This is a genomic window from Streptomyces sp. NPDC047886 (assembly GCF_043204435.1).
Classification (GTDB): domain Bacteria; phylum Actinomycetota; class Actinomycetes; order Streptomycetales; family Streptomycetaceae; genus Streptomyces.
Genome location: NZ_JBIDCF010000003.1, coordinates 340,716 through 357,478, shown reverse-complemented (window position 1 = coordinate 357,478; position 16,763 = coordinate 340,716). Strand labels below are relative to the sequence as shown.

At 72.1% G+C, this 16,763-nt stretch carries 19 protein-coding genes, 1 tRNA gene and 1 pseudogene; 4 read left to right on the top strand and 17 right to left on the bottom strand.

The window, feature by feature from the left end; all coding sequences use genetic code 11:
• Positions 1-6 precede the first annotated feature (6 nt).
• The 9 genes from ACGF5U_RS13225 to ACGF5U_RS13185 form a co-directional block, all read right to left on the bottom strand.
• Positions 7-780, bottom strand: coding sequence for a hypothetical protein (locus tag ACGF5U_RS13225; RefSeq protein ID WP_392710214.1), 774 nt, complete (start codon positions 778-780; stop codon positions 7-9).
• A gap of 45 nt (positions 781-825) precedes the next feature.
• A complete protein-coding gene (locus ACGF5U_RS13220; RefSeq protein ID WP_392710212.1) occupies positions 826-1,683 on the bottom strand; it encodes an RNA polymerase sigma factor SigF in 858 nt (285 codons plus the stop codon).
• A gap of 234 nt (positions 1,684-1,917) precedes the next feature.
• Positions 1,918-2,718 carry an RNA polymerase sigma factor SigF gene (locus ACGF5U_RS13215; RefSeq protein ID WP_392710654.1) on the bottom strand — a complete coding sequence of 267 codons (801 nt, stop codon included), beginning with the start codon at positions 2,716-2,718 and terminating at the stop codon, positions 1,918-1,920.
• A 651-nt stretch (positions 2,719-3,369) separates the two neighbouring features.
• Positions 3,370-3,663, bottom strand: a complete 294-nt coding sequence (locus ACGF5U_RS13210; RefSeq protein WP_392710211.1) for a Dabb family protein — start codon at positions 3,661-3,663, stop codon at positions 3,370-3,372.
• Between the two features lie 8 nt (positions 3,664-3,671).
• Positions 3,672-3,836 (bottom strand): hypothetical protein, encoded by a 165-nt coding sequence (locus ACGF5U_RS13205; protein ID WP_392710209.1) that lies wholly within the window; start codon positions 3,834-3,836, stop codon positions 3,672-3,674.
• Between the two features lie 428 nt (positions 3,837-4,264).
• Positions 4,265-4,349, bottom strand: a tRNA-Ser gene (locus ACGF5U_RS13200).
• A 102-nt stretch (positions 4,350-4,451) separates the two neighbouring features.
• The gene (tadA, locus tag ACGF5U_RS13195) at positions 4,452-4,880 is read right to left on the bottom strand and encodes a tRNA adenosine(34) deaminase TadA (protein ID WP_392710653.1); all 429 of its coding nucleotides are present in this window, start codon (positions 4,878-4,880) and stop codon (positions 4,452-4,454) included.
• Positions 4,881-5,083: 203 nt separating this feature from the next.
• Positions 5,084-5,611 (bottom strand): hypothetical protein, encoded by a 528-nt coding sequence (locus ACGF5U_RS13190; protein WP_392710207.1) that lies wholly within the window; start codon positions 5,609-5,611, stop codon positions 5,084-5,086.
• 203 nt (positions 5,612-5,814) lie between these two features.
• Positions 5,815-6,066 carry a hypothetical protein gene (locus tag ACGF5U_RS13185; protein ID WP_392710206.1) on the bottom strand — a complete coding sequence of 84 codons (252 nt, stop codon included), beginning with the start codon at positions 6,064-6,066 and terminating at the stop codon, positions 5,815-5,817.
• Between the two features lie 86 nt (positions 6,067-6,152).
• Between ACGF5U_RS13185 and upp the strand changes: the two genes are divergently transcribed.
• Entirely contained in the window at positions 6,153-6,788 is a 636-nt protein-coding gene (gene upp, locus ACGF5U_RS13180) for a uracil phosphoribosyltransferase (protein WP_392710204.1), read from the top strand.
• Positions 6,789-7,059: 271 nt separating this feature from the next.
• Here the strand turns inward: upp and ACGF5U_RS13175 are convergent, their stop codons facing one another.
• The 5 genes and pseudogenes from ACGF5U_RS13175 to pip all read right to left on the bottom strand — a co-directional run bounded on the left by ACGF5U_RS13175 (position 7,060) and on the right by pip (position 11,974).
• Positions 7,060-7,698: a LytR C-terminal domain-containing protein gene (locus ACGF5U_RS13175; RefSeq protein ID WP_392710202.1), complete on the bottom strand. Its 639-nt coding sequence runs from the start codon at positions 7,696-7,698 to the stop codon at positions 7,060-7,062.
• A gap of 86 nt (positions 7,699-7,784) precedes the next feature.
• Entirely contained in the window at positions 7,785-8,081 is a 297-nt protein-coding gene (locus tag ACGF5U_RS13170) for a type II toxin-antitoxin system VapB family antitoxin (RefSeq protein WP_003999914.1), read from the bottom strand.
• Between the two features lie 345 nt (positions 8,082-8,426).
• Complete coding sequence (locus tag ACGF5U_RS13165; RefSeq protein ID WP_392710652.1) at positions 8,427-9,965, bottom strand: M28 family metallopeptidase; 1,539 nt, start codon at positions 9,963-9,965, stop codon at positions 8,427-8,429.
• 348 nt (positions 9,966-10,313) lie between these two features.
• Positions 10,314-10,892 (bottom strand): annotated as a pseudogene (locus ACGF5U_RS13160) (HhH-GPD-type base excision DNA repair protein); the annotation flags it as partial.
• A 119-nt stretch (positions 10,893-11,011) separates the two neighbouring features.
• Positions 11,012-11,974 (bottom strand): prolyl aminopeptidase, encoded by a 963-nt coding sequence (pip, locus tag ACGF5U_RS13155; protein WP_392710200.1) that lies wholly within the window; start codon positions 11,972-11,974, stop codon positions 11,012-11,014.
• A gap of 60 nt (positions 11,975-12,034) precedes the next feature.
• Here pip and ACGF5U_RS13150 point away from each other — a divergent pair, with 60 nt between their 5' ends.
• Entirely contained in the window at positions 12,035-12,514 is a 480-nt protein-coding gene (locus ACGF5U_RS13150) for a MarR family winged helix-turn-helix transcriptional regulator (RefSeq protein WP_392710198.1), read from the top strand.
• A gap of 96 nt (positions 12,515-12,610) precedes the next feature.
• On the opposite strand, the gene ACGF5U_RS13145 is transcribed toward ACGF5U_RS13150, so the two are convergent.
• Positions 12,611-13,852 carry a cobalt-precorrin-5B (C(1))-methyltransferase gene (locus ACGF5U_RS13145; protein ID WP_392710196.1) on the bottom strand — a complete coding sequence of 414 codons (1,242 nt, stop codon included), beginning with the start codon at positions 13,850-13,852 and terminating at the stop codon, positions 12,611-12,613.
• A gap of 12 nt (positions 13,853-13,864) precedes the next feature.
• Here ACGF5U_RS13145 and ACGF5U_RS13140 point away from each other — a divergent pair, with 12 nt between their 5' ends.
• Positions 13,865-14,611, top strand: coding sequence for a cobalt-precorrin-6A reductase (locus ACGF5U_RS13140; RefSeq protein WP_392710194.1), 747 nt, complete (start codon positions 13,865-13,867; stop codon positions 14,609-14,611).
• Positions 14,612-14,809: 198 nt separating this feature from the next.
• A complete protein-coding gene (locus ACGF5U_RS13135) occupies positions 14,810-15,193 on the top strand; it encodes a hypothetical protein (RefSeq protein ID WP_392710192.1) in 384 nt (127 codons plus the stop codon).
• Positions 15,194-15,217: 24 nt separating this feature from the next.
• On the opposite strand, the gene ACGF5U_RS13130 is transcribed toward ACGF5U_RS13135, so the two are convergent.
• Together ACGF5U_RS13130 and ACGF5U_RS13125 are read right to left on the bottom strand one after the other, a co-directional pair.
• Entirely contained in the window at positions 15,218-16,006 is a 789-nt protein-coding gene (locus ACGF5U_RS13130) for an aminotransferase class IV family protein (protein WP_392710190.1), read from the bottom strand.
• Between the two features lie 12 nt (positions 16,007-16,018).
• A complete protein-coding gene (locus ACGF5U_RS13125; RefSeq protein WP_392710189.1) occupies positions 16,019-16,552 on the bottom strand; it encodes a GNAT family N-acetyltransferase in 534 nt (177 codons plus the stop codon).
• Between the last annotated feature and the right edge of the window lie 211 nt (positions 16,553-16,763).

The window sequence follows — 16,763 nt, the reverse complement described above, 5'->3', positions numbered from 1 at the left end:
CCGCGCCTACTTCCAGGCGGCGGTGACGTCCTGGGTCTCGATCCGCATGCCCAGCGGCACCCGCCAGGACTCCACGCACACCCGGTACGTCTCGGTCCGCGCCGCTCCGGCGGCGATCGGGGTCGGCAGCGACCGGGTCGACTCGACGGTCGCCCAGTCGACGCCGAGCGCCCCGATGATGTGCGTCCCGAAGGTGACGGTGCCTGAAAGCACCGGTGAGCCACCGGTGTTGCGGAACGGTACGGTCACGTCCTCGCACCAGCGCCGGTCGGTGGCGGCGCGCTCCGGCGTGCCGACCGTCAGCACGGCCGGGCCGGGCGCCGGGCCGGGCTCGGGTGGTGGCGGCGTGGGCGTCGGCGGTGGTGGCGGTGTGGGTGCCGGGCTCGGTGGGGGCGTCGGTGCCGGCGCCGGTCGGCCGGGTGGCACCGAGGGTGCCGGGCGCGCGCCCGGTGAGGTGCGCGGTACGGAACCCGCGCCCGCCCGCGTGTCCGTACGCGCCCCCGCAGCCGTATGCCCGCCCGTACCCGTACCCGTACCCGTACGGGGTCCGGGGCTTCCTGGTCGGCGGGCGGGCGGGGCCTCCGGGGCCAGCGGCACGAGCACCACCTCACCCGTCGGTGGCACCGGGCCGGTGGGCGCGGCCTGCGGGCCCGCCGCGACCGCTCCGACCGCCGCGTGCCCGTCTCCCGCGCCGTCACCGGCGCAGGCGGCGAGCGCGGCGCCCACGCAGAGCGCTCCCGCCGCCGCTGCCCCGATCCGCCGGACGGTCCGTCGTCGCATCGCGCCAGTGTGGCTGACGCGCCGTCAGAACTGAAGCCCTCGGCGTCAGTCGGAGATGAGTCCCTCGCGCAGCTGTGCCAGCGTCCGGGTCAGCAGCCGCGAGACGTGCATCTGCGAGATGCCGACCTCCTCGCCGATCTGCGACTGGGTCATGTTCGCGAAGAACCGCAGCATGATGATCTGCCGCTCACGCGACGGGAGTTTGGCGAGCAGCGGCTTCAACGACTCGCGGTACTCGACGCCTTCGAGCGCGCTGTCCTCGTACCCGAGCCGGTCCGCGAGCGAGCCCTCGCCGCCGTCGTCCTCGGGAGACGGCGAGTCGAGCGACGACGCGGTGTAGGCGTTGCCCACCGCGAGCCCGTCCACCACGTCCTCCTCCGACACCCCCAGCACGGCGGCGAGTTCGGGAACGGTAGGCGACCGGTCGAGCTTCTGCGCCAGCTCGTCGCTGGCCTTGGTGAGCGCCAGGCGCAGCTCCTGGAGGCGGCGCGGCACGCGCACGGACCACGAGGTGTCGCGGAAGAAGCGTTTGATCTCGCCGACGACGGTCGGCATCGCGAACGTCGGGAACTCCACGCCCCGTTCGCAGTCGAACCGGTCGATCGCCTTGATGAGGCCGATCGTGCCGACCTGGACGATGTCCTCCATCGGTTCGTTGCGCGACCGGAAGCGCGCCGCCGCGTACCGCACGAGGGGGAGGTTGAGCTCGATGAGCGTGTCGCGTACGTAGGTGCGCTCCGGGCTGTCCGCCGCCGCGCCCTCGGTGTCCAGGGCGCGGAGCCGCAGGAACAGGGAGCGGGAGAGCGTGCGCGTGTCGATGGCTCCCGAGGGCTCGGGAAGCGCGGCGGCCGGTTCGCTCTTGGTGAGCGTGAGCACCTTGGAGCTGCCCTGTTCTACGGACATGCCACCCCCTTGAGGTCGCGGACGGTCGCGTGAGCCGCGACCATCGGAGGAACGCAGCCTCCACCTGAATACCGGAGCCGAGACTGCGGCAAACGCGGTTCCAGCAGAATGTCACATGTCGGCAACACGCTGTAGTGACTTGTCGACAAGATAGGGGTGAATCCATGCTGGAAACAGGGGGTGTGCGGCTTTTGGAACGGCTGATTGTGGACCAAACGGGTCTACCCGATCCGGCTACGCCTCGATCCTGTTTGCGGATCTCAATCGGGCGAAACTCCGGGCCAACAGCCTTGACACATGCATCTGCGAGACGCCGAGCTCCTGGCTGATCTGCGACTGCGTCAGATTGCTGTAGTAGCGGAGCATCAGGATCCGCTGCTCCCGCTCGGGCAGCTGGACGAGCAGGTGCCGTACGAGGTCCCGGTGTTCGACGCCGGCCAGCGCCGGGTCCTCGTAGCCGAGCCGGTCGAGGAGCCCCGGCATCCCGTCGCCCTCCTGCGCCGCCTCCAGTGAGGTCGCGTGGTACGAGCGGCCCGCCTCGATGCAGGCCATGACCTCCTCCTCGGAGATCCTCAGCCGCTCGGCGATCTCGGCGGTCGTCGGGGAGCGGCCATGAGCGGTCGTCAGGTCCTCGGTGGCGCCGTTGACCTGGACCCACAGCTCGTGCAGCCGCCGGGGGACGTGCACGGTCCTGACGTTGTCCCGGAAGTACCGCTTGATCTCGCCGACGACGGTCGGCATCGCGAACGTCGGGAACTGCACGCCCCGGTCCGGGTCGAACCGGTCGATCGCGTTGATGAGGCCGATGGTGCCGACCTGGACGACGTCCTCCATGGGCTCGTTGCGGGACCGGAAGCGGGCCGCCGCGTACCGCACCAGCGGCAGGTTCGCCTCGATGAGCGCCGCACGGACGCGGTCGTGCTCCGGGGTGCCGGGCTCCAGGTTCTTCAGTCGGCCGAACAGCACCTGGGTGAGCGCCCGGGTGTCCGCCGCGCGACTGCCGCCGCCGGAGGAGGGGGCGGAACCCGCGACGATGGGCGGCCCCGGGGCCTGCGCGTCACCTTGGGGCGCGGCCTCGGGCGCGGGCTCGCGCTTGTGCTCGGGCTCGGGCGTGGACGCGGGCTTGTGCTCGGGCGTGGACGTGGACGTGGAAGCGGGCGAGGGGGAGGGCTGGGGCGTGGGCTCAGGCGCGGGCTGAGGTCCGGTCCGGGAGGCGGGCGCCGGGGTGGTCCGAGGCGCGGTCTGCGGCGCGCTCCTGGGCTGCTGTGGAGGCGACTGAGGGGACGACTGCGAAGGCGACTGCGAAGGCGAGTGCGGGGACGACTGCCGAGACGGCTGCGAAGGCGAGTGCGGGGAGGGCTGTGGGGATGACTGCGACTGCGACGGCGACTGCGAAGGCGACTGTGGCGACGACTGGTGGGCGAGGGTGCCCGACTCGCTGGACTCGTTCTGGGGTGGTACCTGCTGAGGCGTGGTACTGGCCGGCACGTTCACGCCACCCCTTCGCGGTCAACTTCGTCAACTTCGGTCAACTCATCCGTCAAAAGCGGTCATAGCATCACAAGACATGTCCACTGTGTGCAAGCACCCGATAACGCCGTGTTGGCGTACAAACCGAAAAGCCCCGCACCACAACGGTGCGGGGCCAGGAGGCGGCGGGGCCGGACTCGCCGGAGTCCGGCGGGCTCAGAACTCGTAGTCGGCGATCACCCACGTGGCGAACTCACGCCACTGTCCGGCGGCCGCCTGGTGGGCCGGATGCTCGATGTACCGCTTCAGCGCGTCCTTGTCGGCGACGGCCGAGTTGATGGCGAAGTCGTACGCGATGGGCCGGTCGGTGATGTTCCAGGCGCACTCCCAGAACTCCAGCTCCGGGATGACCCCGCCGAGCTCCTCGAACGCCCGGACACCGTCCTGGACGCGCGGCTCGTCGCGCTTCACACCGTCGTTGAGCTTGAAGAGGACCAGGTGGCGGATCACGCGGACTCCTAGTTGATGAGCTCGGTCATGAACTGGCCGACGCCCTGCGCGGCACTCGAAATGCCCTCGAACCCTACCTGGACCAGGTCCGCGGCCCGCTCTGGGGAGGTGATGATCGTGTACAGCACGAAGACGGCCAGGACGTACAGCGTGATCTTCTTCGCCTGCACCATCGGTACTGCTCCCCGTCTCTCCCCTGCGATCCCCTGGGCGGTCGGGTGAGTCTAACCGAGCCTTTAGGGACCAAGGCCCTGCCCATCGGGGCCCTTTGCCGCAGCCTGGAGACGAGCGCGGCGCGCAGGATGGTTCCCGAGCCCACTGGATCTGGCAGGAATCCACAAGCTCAGGAACCGGCCCTCACTGCGGGGCCCGAGTCGCGACGCTTTCCCCCTGACTGCGGCGCGGGCTGGTGGACCGGTTCTCAACGGGGGAGCGGCTTGTCCCCCCGATGCCGCTCCCCCGACCGAACAGGAAGCCCCGGTCGCCCTCACGATCGGGGCTTCTTTCGTTCTCCGTACACCCGGCAGGTCGCAGTCCCCCGTACACCCGGCAGGTCATACGCGAAGGGCCCCGGCGGATCGCCGGGGCCCTTCGAAGAGAGCGGTAGCGGAGGGATTTGAACCCTCGGTGACTTGCGCCACACTCGCTTTCGAGGCGAGCTCCTTCGGCCGCTCGGACACGCTACCGAGAGAGAGCTTAGCCCAAAGGTGCCCCATCGCTGAAATCGATTGTCGCGGCACGTCCGGGCGCGAGTCCGGAGGCTTGTGCGGGGTTGCGCCCGGGGAGTGTCACCGGTTCCGGAAGAACCGGGTGAGGAGTTCCGAGCACTCCGGGGCCATTACCCCGTGGATCACCTCCGGGCGGTGGTTGAGGCGCCGGTCGCGTACGAGGTCCCACAACGAGCCCACCGCGCCCGCCTTCTCGTCCAGCGCGCCGAACACCAGCCGGTCCACCCGGGACTGGACGAGCGCGCCCGCGCACATGACGCACGGCTCCAGGGTGACGACCAGGGTGCAGCCGGACAGCCGCCACTCCCCGAGCCGGTCGGCCGCCCTGCGCAACGCCAGCACCTCGGCGTGCGCGGTCGGATCGCCGGTCACCTCGCGCTCGTTGTGACCGGCGCCGACGACCGTGCCGTCCGGCGACAGCACGACCGCGCCGACCGGCACGTCGCCGGCCCGCGCGGCCCGTTCCGCCTCGTCCAGCGCCAGGCGCATCGGCGCCCGCCAGGGGTCGCGTACGGGGTCCGGCACCGGGTCGGGCCGGGCAGCGGACAGCGGCCCTGGCCGAGCGCCGGGCGGGGGTCCTGACCGAGGGGCCGGTCGGGGGTCCGGTCGGGCGTCGGGTCGGGGGTCGGGTCGGGGGTCGGGTCGGGGGTCGGGTTGAGGGTCGGGTACGGGAACGGGTGCGGGGTCGTGCACTAGCGGACGGTCTCCAGTACCTCCGACGCGCCCAGCGCGTCCGCGATCTCGGCCAGTGCCTCCGTGTCCAGCGCCAGCAGGTCCTTCTCCGACAGGCCCAGGTCGTCCAGGATCTGCCGGTCGCCGACCGGCTCGGCCGGGGGAACGGCCCCGGCCGGCGTGTCCGTCTCCTCCTCGTCGTCGTCCGGCTCCCCGTCCTCGGTGCCGTCGAGGTCCAGCGCGTCCAGGTCGGTGCCGTCGTCGTCCTGGTCGTCGCCCAGCAGTTCCTTGGTGAGCATCTCCCCGTACGAGGAGCGGGCGGCGGCCGCGCCGTCCGAGACGTAGATACGGGGATCGTCCTCGCCCTCGACGCGGACGATGCCGAACCACACGTCTTCCTGCTCGATGTAGACGAGGACCGTGTCGTCGTCCACCGAGGCTTCCCGTGCCAAGTCGGTCAGATCCGACAAGGTCTCCACACCGTCGAGCTCTGTGTCGCTCGCTTCCCACCCGTCTTCGGTGCGCGCGAGCAGTGCGGCGAAGTACACCGTGACTCTCCCACTGATCAGAGGTGTGACGATCGGGCGGCACGCTCCTGAATGCCCCGCCCACTCGGCATCGTGGCAGATGCGAGGGCCTGAGGAGAGCCGTTCCGCTCTTGCGTCGTGCACCAGTCTGAGCCCGCGGCCCGGCCGGTGTCACCCGGGTGGTTGCCGGAGTGGTTCCGGTGTCATCCCGCGGTTACCCGCTGTCACCAGCGGAAGCTGCGCATACGCATCGCCTGGCGCATCCGCGCGGCCCTGGCCCGGCGCGGCTGGACGCGTTCGCGAAGGGCCTTCGCCTCGTTCAGCTCACGCAGGAACTGGGCGCGGCGCCTGCGGCGGTCCGCGTCGCTCTCCTGCTGCTCCCGCGACTGCTCCGGCGGCCGTTCGCGCGGCTCACGCCGCTTCCGCCGCTCCTGTCCCCGCTCCTGTCCCCGCTCAGGCTCTCTCGGGTCCGGCATCGCCACACCACCCCCAGGCTGGGTCCTTCGACTCCACTTTCCCTCCGTTGCCTGGGTTGATGCCAGTGAGAGCTACTGTTGTGGGCATGCGGATCCACGTCGTCGACCACCCGTTGGTGGCGCACAAACTCACCACTCTGCGCGACAAGCGCACCGACTCCCCGACCTTCCGGCGCCTCGCCGACGAGCTGGTCACCCTGCTCGCGTACGAGGCGACCCGGGACGTGCGCACCGAGCGGGTCGACATCGAGACCCCCGTGACCGCGACGACCGGTGTGAAGCTGTCGCATCCGCGGCCGCTGGTCGTGCCGATCCTGCGGGCGGGCCTGGGCATGCTCGACGGCATGGTCCGGCTCCTGCCGACCGCCGAGGTGGGCTTCCTGGGCATGATCCGCAACGAGGAGACGCTGGAGGCGTCGACCTACGCGACGCGGATGCCGGAGGACCTCTCGGGCCGCCAGGTGTACGTCCTGGACCCGATGCTGGCCACGGGCGGCACGCTGGTCGCGGCGATCCGGGAGCTGATCGAGCGCGGCGCCGACGACGTGACCGCCGTGGTGCTGCTGGCCGCGCCCGAGGGCGTCGAGGTGATGGAGCGGGAGCTGGCCGGAGCGCCGGTCACCGTGGTCACGGCGTCGATCGATGAGCGCCTCAACGAGCACGGCTACATCGTCCCGGGCCTGGGCGACGCGGGCGACCGCATGTACGGCGCCGCCGAGTAGCGAGCCGCCGCACGCGGGCCGCCGCACGCGGGCCGGCACACACCGTTCGGCCCAGGTGATCGCCGGCCCCGCGACCGTTCGGCCCAGGTGATCGCCGGCCCCGCGACCGGGCGCCCGGGTCGGCACGGACGGTGCCACCCGGGTACGGTCGCGGTCGGCTGCCGGGCGGTGACGGTGTCGACTGGGTGCGGTCGCGGTCGCGGTCGCGGTCGCGGACGGCTGGCGGACGGTGACGGCGTCGACGGGGGACGGTCCCGGACGGCTGCCGGGGTCAGCAGCCGCTGGGGGTGGGTGCGGGCGCGGGGCGCGTGAGCGCGGTCATCGCCGCGGTCGCGTCCTCCGGCGTCGCGAGGGTCTTGAACCCGCTGCCGATGATCAGGTCCACATCCGCCGTCGCGCGGGTGTCCGTCTTGACCGTGGCGCCCTTCAGCTGCGTCCCGAGGACGGGGAAGGCACCCTTGGTCGCGCCGGGGGCGCCGAGCAGTATGCCGGTGCCCGGGACCTTCTTGTCGTACGCGGCGGTGGCGTTGCCGACCTTGCCGATGGCGAAGCCGCGCTTCTTCAGCTCGTCGGCGGTCGTCTTGGCGAGCCCGCCGCGCGGGGTCGCGTTGTAGACGTTCACCGTGATGTCGCCGGGCTTGGGCAGCACCTGCCGGGGCGCGGCGGGCGCGGCGGGCTTGGCGGGGGAGCAGCGGGAGCCGGCGGCCGTCGTGCGCTTCTTGTCGCCGCTGCCGCCGCCGAAGACATCGATGAGCTGGAGTGTTCCCCAGCCGGCCAGGCCGAGGGAGACGGCCGCGGCGAGGGCCGCGAGCACGATCCGGCGTCGGCGACGGGGGCGGCGCATCCGCGGGTAGGCGTTACCCGTGATGCGGTACTTTCCACCCATACCGGGGGGAGTGAGCATGCTCATGGGCGCAGCGTAATGCCGCCCCGCGACTATGCCTACTAAACGATCAATGCAGGGGGCCGGATGGGTGGGAAACGTCCCGGAAAGGCTCAGTCGAGCTCGAGCACCCGGGCGTGCAGCACCTGCCGCTGCTGGAGTGCCGCGCGTACCGCGCGGTGCAGCCCGTCCTCCAGGTAGAGGTCGCCCTGCCACTTCACGACGTGCGCGAAGAGGTCGCCGTAGAACGTGGAGTCCTCGGCGAGCAGGGTTTCCAGGTCCAGCTGTCCCTTGGTGGTCACGAGCTGATCGAGGCGGACCGGACGCGGCGCGACATCCGCCCACTGTCGGGTGCTTTCCCGGCCGTGGTCGGGATACGGCCGCCCGTTGCCGATGCGCTTGAAGATCACACGGAAAGCCTACCGGGCGAGCGGCTCCCGGCGCAGCCACGCGGCGGCAGCGCGCTGCTGCCGAAAACCCACCGAAAGGGGGCGAAAGCGCATCAATCGAGGAGGGCTGCCCGCTCTGAGTGAAAGCGAGGCGGCCACGAGGAAGCCCCAAGGCTTCGCTGAGGACGTGCGGGAAGCGTCGATGAAGGGTCGATGAGGGGTCGTTGGGGGGTCGTTGAGGGGTCGGCGGAGCCGTCCGGTGGGTGCGTGGAACGGCGCGCCGCCGCCGGCGGTGAGACCGGCGGCGGCGCGCCGCCCCGAACGTACGTCCGTCCGTCTGCGCGTCCGTACGTGAGAGGGACGGTGTTACTCGGTGACCTCGTGGTCGTGGTCCTCGTGCAGGCCGCCACCGCTGCCCGCGTCACCGTCGGTCGGGACGAACTCGACCGGCTTGCGCAGCGAGCTCAGGTCGTGGGCGTAGGTGCCGACCGCGTTGGCGATGACGTCGATGTTCACGTCGAACGCCGTCATGTTGATGTTGTCGATGTCGTCGCACGCCGCGTGGTAGCAGGGGTCGTACGCGACACCGGCCGTGCCGCCGAACTTCTCCGCCTGCTTGACGGTCTTGACGCCCTCCGCGCCGGTGAACGTGCCACCGGACGGGATGCCCACCGCGATGAAGGGGCCGTAGTCGGAGCGCCCGGTGAAGTCCGTGCCCTCGTGCGGCGTGCCCTTGCTGTCGAGGAACTCGTTGATGTCGCGCTCCAGCTGCGCCGAGCCCGTCGGTCCCGCCGGGGCGCCGACACCGTCGGAGTTGTCACCGTCGTACACGAACAGGCCGTAGTTCGGGGAGGCGATCATGTCGAAGTTGAGGTAGAGCTTGATCTCCTTGCGGCCGAGGTCGTCGAGGTTGTCGACGTAGTGCTCGGACCCCAGGAGGCCGTTCTCCTCCGCGCCCCACCAGGCGAACCGCACCTTGTTGGTGGTCTGGTCCTTGTACTTGGCGAACTTGAGCGCGACATCGAGCAGCCCGGCCGAGCCGGAGCCGTTGTCGTTGATGCCCGGGCCGGCGACGACCGAGTCCAGGTGCGAGCCGAGCATCACGGTGTTGGCGGCGTTGCCGCGCCGCGTCTCGGCGATGACGTTCCGGGTGGTCCGCTTCTCCTGGAGCTGGCGGATCTCCAGGTCGACCTCCACCGGGCCGGCGGCCAGGTCGGCGGCGAGCCGCTCGCCCTCCGCCTTGCCGATGCCGCCCGTGGGGATCTTGCCGGCCTCGGGCGAGCCGAGGGTGCCGGCGAGGCTGCCTTCCACGTTGTTGTAGACGATGGCACCGATGGCGCCCGCGGCGGCGGCGTTGGCCTGCTTCGCCGCGAACGTGCAGCCGCCGCGCTTGATGAGCGCGATCTTGCCGCTGAAGGTGTCGGTCGCGAAGTCCGTCGGCTCGCAGCCGTGCGAGCCGTCCTCGTCGAGGGGTGCGGCGACCAGGGCGGCCTTCGTGCCGCCGACCGGCGACGACTTGGTGTACGTCATCGCGGAGATGGTGATGTCGCGGGGCGCCGGCGACACGACGGCGAGCCGCTGCGCCAGCGTCTCGGTGTAGATGAAGTCGAAGTTCTGGTACGAGACGTCGTACCCGGCCTTCTTGAGCTGCTGGTAGACGTACGCGGCGGAGGCGTCGTAACCGAGCGTGCCCGCGGCGCGGTTGCCGCCGGCCGAGTCGGCTATCTTCTGCAACTTCACCAGGTGCTTGTACGCGCTGTCGGCGGACGCCGAGTCGACCAGCTTCCCCGCCAGCTTCGTGGCGGACTCGGCCGCTGCTGTCCCGGGGTGCCGGTCGGCGGAGGCGGGAGAGGCGGAGGCCAGCAGAAGCGGGGTCGCGAGTGCGGCTGCGGCCAGGGTGGCCACGGCTCTGCGAGAGGATGCGTTCACAGAGGTCCTTCCCAGAGGGATGAGAGATGAAGGGAAGCTAGCGACCCGTCGGGCTTCTGTGAACAGGTGTGCCACAACTCACGCCATGTTTCATGGTTTTCGTATCATCCGAGGTCAGTCGGCCGAAGAAGTTCCGGTGGGCCTGGTGCTTTTGGCCGTGTTGGCCGTGTTGGCCGTGTTGGTCGACTTGGCCGCGTTGGCTGACTTGGCGGCCTTGGTTCCCTTGGTTCCCTTGGTCGCTTCGGCCGTCGTGGTGGTCGTGGCGGTCCTGGACGGTTTGGCGGACTTGGACGGTTTGTCGGCCTTGGTCACCTTGGCCGGGGTGGCCTCCTTGGCCGCGCGCTTGGTCTCCTGCTTGTACGCCCGCACCTTGGCGAGGGACTCCGGCCCCGTGATGTCCGCGGCGGAACGGTGGGCGCCCTCCTCGCCGTACGGGCCCGCCGCCTCACGCCAGCCCGTCGGCCGTACGCCGTACTGCTTGCCGAGCAGCGCCAGGAAGATCTGTGCCTTCTGCCTGCCGAACCCGGGCAGCGCCTGGAGCCTGTCGAGCAGCTCGTCGCCGGTGGCGGCGTCCGACCACACGGCGCTCGCGTCCCCGCCGTACTCGTCGACGAGGTACCGGCACAGCTGCTGGATCCGCTGGGCCATCGAGCCCGGGTAGCGGTGCACGGCCGGTTTGGCCGACAGGAGCGCCGCGAACGCCTCGGGGTCGTACGCGGCGATCTCGTGCGCGTCCAGGTCGTCGGCGCCCATGCGCTGCGCCAGGGTCCACGGCCCGGAGAACGCCCACTCCATGGGGATCTGCTGGTCCAGGAGCATGCCGGTGAGCGCGGCCAGCGGACTGCGGCTCAGGAGGGCGTCGGCCTCGGGCTGTTGGGCGAGGTGGATCGCGGGGGTGCTCATGGACCGATGATCGTGCCCCAGACGCCCGGGTGCACGGCGGCGTCCGCCCGTCGGGTCACCTGGCGCTCACGTACGGGGCATCAGGGTGATCCGGGCCGTTCGGGCCTGGGTCGTACGGCCTACGCGGCGCGTGCGGCGGCGAACCGGTCAAGGGCGGCGACGACCTGAGCCCGTGTCGACTCCGTACCGAGGTGGCCCGAGTCGTCCACCACGATCAGCTCCGCGTCCGGCCAGGCGCGGGCGAGTTCCCACGCGGTCGCGAGTGGTCCGCCCAGGTCGAGGCGGCCGTGGACGAGGACGCCCGGGATGCCCGCGAGGCGGTGCGCGTCATGCAGCAGAGCGCCTTCCGCGAGCCAGGCGCCGTGCGCGAAGTAGTGGGCGCAGATGCGGACGAGCGCGAGTCGTGCCGCGTCCGGCCGGTCGCCGTACGGGGCACCGGCGCCCTCCAGGGAGACGACCGCGTCCTCCCAGGCGCACCAGTCGGCCGTGGCCCGCTCCCGTACGGCCGGGTCCGGGTGGCAGGTGAGCCGGGCGTAGGCGGCGACGAGCTCGGCGGCGGTGCGGGCGCCGGTGCCCGAGCCCTCGCGGAAGCGCTGCCAGGCTTCGGGGAAGAACCGGCCGACGCCCTCGTACAGCCAGGCGATCTCCGAGCGGCGGGTCGTGGTGACGGCGGAGATGACGATCTGTGAGACGCGTTCGGGGTGCCGCTCGGCGTACGCGAGGATCAGCGTCGAGCCCCAGGAGCCGCCGTACAGCAGCCATCTGTCGATACCGAGGTGGACGCGCAGCCGTTCCATGTCGGCGACGAGGTGGACCGTGGTGTTGACGCCCATGTCGGCGGCGGGGTCGCTGGCGTGCGGGGTGCTGCGGCCGCAGCCGCGCTGGTCGAAGAGGACGATCCGGTACCTGGCGGGGTCGAAGAGGCGCCGCGCGTTCGGGTTCCGGCCAGAACCGGGGCCGCCGTGCACGACGAGCGCGGGCTTGCCCGCCGGGTTGCCGCAGACCTCCCAGTGGACGCGGTTCCCGTCGCCCACGTCGAGCATCCCCTGCTCGTGCGGCTCGATCTCCGGATACAGGACCATCCGTGCCACCCCTCAACTCCGGCTCCCACGAAATACAACAGCGCTGTTACATTACCGTCCATGGAACTGCTCGGCACCCGGCTCCGCCATCTCATCGAACTCCTCGACGGCGAGGTCGCGGCCGTCTACGCCGACCTCGGCCTGGCCGGCTTCCGCCCCCGCTACACGCCCGTCGTCCGCGCCCTGGCCGCCGAGGGGCCGCGCGCCATCCGGGACATCGCCGCCCTCGTCGGCGTCACCCACTCGGCCGCCAGCCAGACCGTCGCCCAACTGGTCAAGGAGGATCTGGTCAGCCTCGCGCCCGACCCGGCCGACGCCCGCCGGCGCGTCGCCCGCCTCACCCCGAAGGCCGAGGCGCTGCTCCCGGTCCTGGACGCGGAATGGGCCGCGACGGCGCGGGCGGCCGAGGCCCTGGACGCCGAACTCCCCTACTCGCTGGACCGGCTGGTCGACGAGACGCTGCAGGCCCTTTCGCGGCGCCCGATGCGCGCGCGCATCACGGAACACCTCGGCGCGCGGGGGCGCGGGGAACCCGGGTGACCGACGGGCTGCCGGGCCCGCTGGCCGCTGGGCCGCCCCTTGCCGGGCGGGGCGGGCGGGGCGGGGCCGCCATGTGGAGTCGGCCGGGCAGGGCCGTCAGGCCGGGGTGCTGCGGCCCACGATCGTGCCCGCGCGGTCGATGCACACCACGTCGACCACGACCGGGGCGCCCCGCAGTACCGCGAGGGCCTCGTCGCGGGCGGTCTCGGCGACCCGGTCGCCCAGCGGGACCCCGCGCGCGGCGCACGACTGGAGGGCGGCCAGGCCCGTGTTCGCGGCGGCGACCTCGGCGACGAGGGCCTCGTCGGCGCCGGCCGCGCGGGCCAGCTCCGCCAGGAACGCCTTGTCCACCTGGGAGCGCGCCGAGTGCAGGTCCAGATGACCGGCCGCCAGCTTGGACAGCTTGGCGAAGCCGCCGCAGATGGTGAGCCGGTCGACCGGGTGCCGCCGGATGTACTTGAGCACCGCGCCCGCGAAGTCGCCCATGTCCAGCAGGGCGTCCTCCGGCAGGTCGTACAGGGACGTCACCGTCCGCTCGGACGTCGAGCCGGTGCACCCGGCGACATGCGTACGGCCCGCCGCGCGGGCCACGTCCACGCCCCGGCGGATGGAGTCGATCCAGGCGGAGCAGGAGTACGGGACGACGATCCCCGTCGTGCCGAGGATGGAGAGACCGCCCAGGATGCCGAGGCGCGGGTTCCAGGTCGAGCGGGCGATCTCCTCGCCGTGGTCGACGGAGACGGTCACCTCGACGTCGCCGGTGCCGCCGTGCGCGGCGGCGACCTTCGCCACATGGTCCCGGATCAGCTGCCGGGGCACCGGGTTGATGGCGGGCTCGCCGACCGCGAGGGGCAGACCGGGGCGGGTGACCGTACCGACGCCGGGACCGGCACGGAACACCACCCCGGAGCCGGGCGGCAGGAGCCGGACCGTGGCCCGGACGAGCGCGCCATGGGTCACGTCCGGATCGTCACCGGCATCCTTGACGATCCCGGCCATGGCGCGGGCGCCCATCGGCTTCCCCGTGCCCGTCGGCATCCCCGCGTCCTCTGGGCCTTCCGCGTCCGCCGTGCTCGTCGGCTTTCCCGTGCCCGTCGGCTTCCCCGCGTCCTCTGGGCCTTCCGCGGCCTCCGCGCCGTACGTCAGCTCCTCGGCGGCCAGTGCGAACGCGGGCGTCTGTCCCTTGGGCAGGGTGATGGTGACCGGGTCGGGAAAGTCCCCGGTCAGCAGGGCCGTGTACGCGGCGGTCGCGGCCGCCGTCGCACAGGCGCCGGTCGTCCAGCCCGACCGGAGGCCGGTGTGCTTGAGTTGGGCGCTGCGCCCCCCGCTCGTACTCATGGACGGTTCCCGATGCACGTGTTGATCCTCGGCGGCACCACCGAGGCCCGCCGCCTGGCGGAGACCCTCACCGGCGCCCACCACGGGACGGTACGGGTCACGAGTTCGCTCGCCGGCCGGGTCGCCGCCCCGAGGCTGCCGCCGGGCGATGTGCGGATCGGCGGGTTCGGCGGGGCCGAGGGCCTGGCCCGGTGGCTGTGCGAGCACCAGGTGGACGCGGTCATCGACGCCACTCACCCTTTCGCGGGGACGATCAGTTTCAACGCGGCGCGGGCCGCCGCCGCGTCCCATGTTCCCCTGCTGGCGCTGCGGCGGCCCGGGTGGACCCCCGTCGACGGCGACGCCTGGCATCCGGTCGCCTCGCTGGAGGAGGCGGCGCAGACGGCCCGCGCACTGGGCCGCCGGATCTTCCTGACGACCGGGCGGATGGGCCTGGCCGCCTTCGCCGGGGTCACCGACGCCTGGTTCCTGGTCCGTTCGGTGGACCCGCCGGAGCCCCCGCACCCCCCGCACCTGGACGTCCTGCTCGACCGGGGCCCGTTCACCCTGCCCGGCGAGCGCGAGGTGCTCCGTACGTACGGGATCGACGTCCTCGTCACCAAGGACAGCGGCGGCGCGGCGACCGCCCCGAAACTCACCGCCGCCCGCGAGGCCGGCCTGCCGGTCGTCATCGTCCGCCGCCCCCCGCCGCCCCCGGGCGTCCCGGTAGCCAGGACCGTCGAAGAGGCGACCACCTGGACGCTCGGCCTCCCCGCCTGAAGGCGCCGGGCGGGTGTCCCCCTCGCCTCCGGCCGTGCGGGGCGCGCCGGGCGGGCGCACCCTGGTTCCATGAGCGGAAGCGGACCTCCGTCCGGCCCACTGCGCGGGGCCCCCTGGGGCCAGGCACCGCGTGCGCCGGCCCCGCCCAGGTCCGGACGCAGGTCCGTTCTGACCCACTCGGCGGCCGCTTTCGGAGGCATGATCTTCGGAGTCCTGATCGGGCTTCCCGGTGACAACGCCGAGAACACGGCGGAACCCGGCCCCACCCGGACCGTGACGGCCACTCGGCACACTCTGGCCACAGGCTCCGCCGACCCCACCGCGAAGGACAGGACGCCCCCCGCAGGCGACATCCCCGGCGACGGCGTCTTCCTTGTCGGCGAGGACATCCAGCCGGGCACCTATCGCAGCGACGGGGCCGACACCGCCTTGTGCTACTGGGCCCGGCTCAGTGACACCACCGGAGAGGCCGACGACATCATCGCCAACGGCAATGCGAAGGGGCAGATCGTCGTCAAGATCGCCCCTGCTGACGCAGCGTTCGAGGCGTCGGACTGCAAGCCCTGGACGAAGATCGGGTGAGCCCCTGCGGCCCGGAGCCGGTCGTCAGAGGGGGTCCTGGGGGATGGCGTGGTGGGTGGTGCGGAGAGTGGTGAGGGCGGGGTCGTCGGGGGCGAGCGGGTTGTCGTCCAGGGCGGCGATGGCGCGGACGCCGATGCCCGTGCCGGTGGCGAACGCGGCGCGCATGCGGTGGGCGGCGGGGAGGGGGATCGGTGCGGTGGTGTGGGCGTGGTGCCGCTGGAGCAGGGTCATGGTGACGCCGGGCAGCACCGGGGCGGCGGGCCAGACGACGGTGCCCGTGTGGTCGACGAAGCCGATGTTCCAGGTCGGGCCCTCCGACACGTGGTCGTCCGGGCCGTGGAACAGGGCGTCGTCGTAGCCGGCGAGCTGGGCCGCGCGGCGGGCGTGCAGGGCGCCGAACAGGCCCGTGTGTTTCACGGCCGGGAGGTCGCGGACGTACGCGGTGGACCGCAGGCGCAGTGGGGGTGCCGGCAGCGCGCCGGCCGGGCGGGTGGTGACGAGGACGTGCGGTGTGCCGGGTGCGGCCGGGCGGCCGATGTCCAGTGCCGGGTCGAAGACCGTCACGCGGGCCATGACCGGTCCTGGGCGTCCCCCCACGGCCCGGCGGATGCGGGTACGGGTCAGGTCCGTGTCCAGGGGTACGCCGAACACCGTCGCGCAGTCCTGGGCCAGGCGCCGGAGGTGCAGGTCCAGGCCGCGTACCCGGCCGTCCTCCACGCGCAGGGTGGTGAAGTGGCCGTAGTTCGTGAGGGCGAGGGCCCTCAGCTCCTCCGGGGTGGCCGGACGGCCGTTCAGTTCCGTCACGTGCGTCACGCCGCCAGTGTGTCAGGGGCGCGGCGGCTCCGGCTCCAGATCCAGCCCCGGCTGCGGGTTCAGCTCCAGCTCCGCTACGACCTCGTCCTCGTCCATCTCTCCCGTGGGGCGGAAGCCGAGGGCGCGGTAGAACGGCTCGGGGCCGTGTTCGCCCGGCACCCAGCTCACCGTCACGCGTGAGCCGCCGCGCCGCCGGACCTCCTCGCACACCGCCCCCACCGCGAAGCGGCCGTACCCCCGGCCCTGCTCGCCGGCCGCCACGGCCAGCCGCCACAGCCCCGAGCGGGGCCGGTCGTCCGGGTCGTCGGGGTGGAACCGTACGTCGAAGAAGGCCATCACGAAGCCGACCAGCCGCTCACCGTCGAAGACCAGCCTCGGCCAGGCGACGTCGGGTTGCGCGTAAGCCTCCGCCAGCGACCTGGCCACCGGGGCCACGAACCGTTCCTGCTCGGGGCGGACGGTGAGGCGGCAGGCCGCCAGCACGTTGTCGGGAGTGACCTTCTCCAGGCGGAGGCGCGACACGGCAGGTGCGGAGGGAGGAGTCATGCGCGGCACCTTAGAGAGCCCGCGAGGGATGGGACGACCGAATTGATTCGGCCTCCGTGGCCCGTTCTCGGGGGTGGCCCCGCGAGTGCACGGCACAATCACCCGCGCATCAGGCGGTGTTCAGGTGCTCGCGGTGTTCACGTGTTCACGGTGTTCATGGTGTTCACGGTGTGCACGGTGTTCGCCCAGGACGCTCCAGGACACCGACCCC

Bases quoted from the DNA above. Each gene is read 5' to 3' on its own strand.
- ACGF5U_RS13225 (WP_392710214.1), bottom strand. From the start codon at position 780: ATGCGACGACGGACCGTCCGGCGGATCGGGGCAGCGGCGGCGGGAGCG.
- ACGF5U_RS13220 (WP_392710212.1), bottom strand. From the start codon at position 1,683: ATGTCCGTAGAACAGGGCAGCTCCAAGGTGCTCACGCTCACCAAGAGC.
- ACGF5U_RS13205 (WP_392710209.1), bottom strand. From the start codon at position 3,836: ATGGTGCAGGCGAAGAAGATCACGCTGTACGTCCTGGCCGTCTTCGTG.
- tadA (WP_392710653.1), bottom strand. From the start codon at position 4,880: ATGCGCCTGGCGCTGGACGAGGCGGAACGGGCCGCGCGGGCCGGCGAC.
- ACGF5U_RS13185 (WP_392710206.1), bottom strand. From the start codon at position 6,066: ATGCCGGACCCGAGAGAGCCTGAGCGGGGACAGGAGCGGGGACAGGAG.
- upp (WP_392710204.1), top strand. From the start codon at position 6,153: ATGCGGATCCACGTCGTCGACCACCCGTTGGTGGCGCACAAACTCACC.
- ACGF5U_RS13175 (WP_392710202.1), bottom strand. From the start codon at position 7,698: ATGAGCATGCTCACTCCCCCCGGTATGGGTGGAAAGTACCGCATCACG.
- pip (WP_392710200.1), bottom strand. From the start codon at position 11,974: ATGGTCCTGTATCCGGAGATCGAGCCGCACGAGCAGGGGATGCTCGAC.
- ACGF5U_RS13150 (WP_392710198.1), top strand. From the start codon at position 12,035: ATGGAACTGCTCGGCACCCGGCTCCGCCATCTCATCGAACTCCTCGAC.
- ACGF5U_RS13145 (WP_392710196.1), bottom strand. From the start codon at position 13,852: ATGAGTACGAGCGGGGGGCGCAGCGCCCAACTCAAGCACACCGGCCTC.
- ACGF5U_RS13140 (WP_392710194.1), top strand. From the start codon at position 13,865: ATGCACGTGTTGATCCTCGGCGGCACCACCGAGGCCCGCCGCCTGGCG.
- ACGF5U_RS13135 (WP_392710192.1), top strand. From the start codon at position 14,810: ATGATCTTCGGAGTCCTGATCGGGCTTCCCGGTGACAACGCCGAGAAC.
- ACGF5U_RS13125 (WP_392710189.1), bottom strand. From the start codon at position 16,552: ATGACTCCTCCCTCCGCACCTGCCGTGTCGCGCCTCCGCCTGGAGAAG.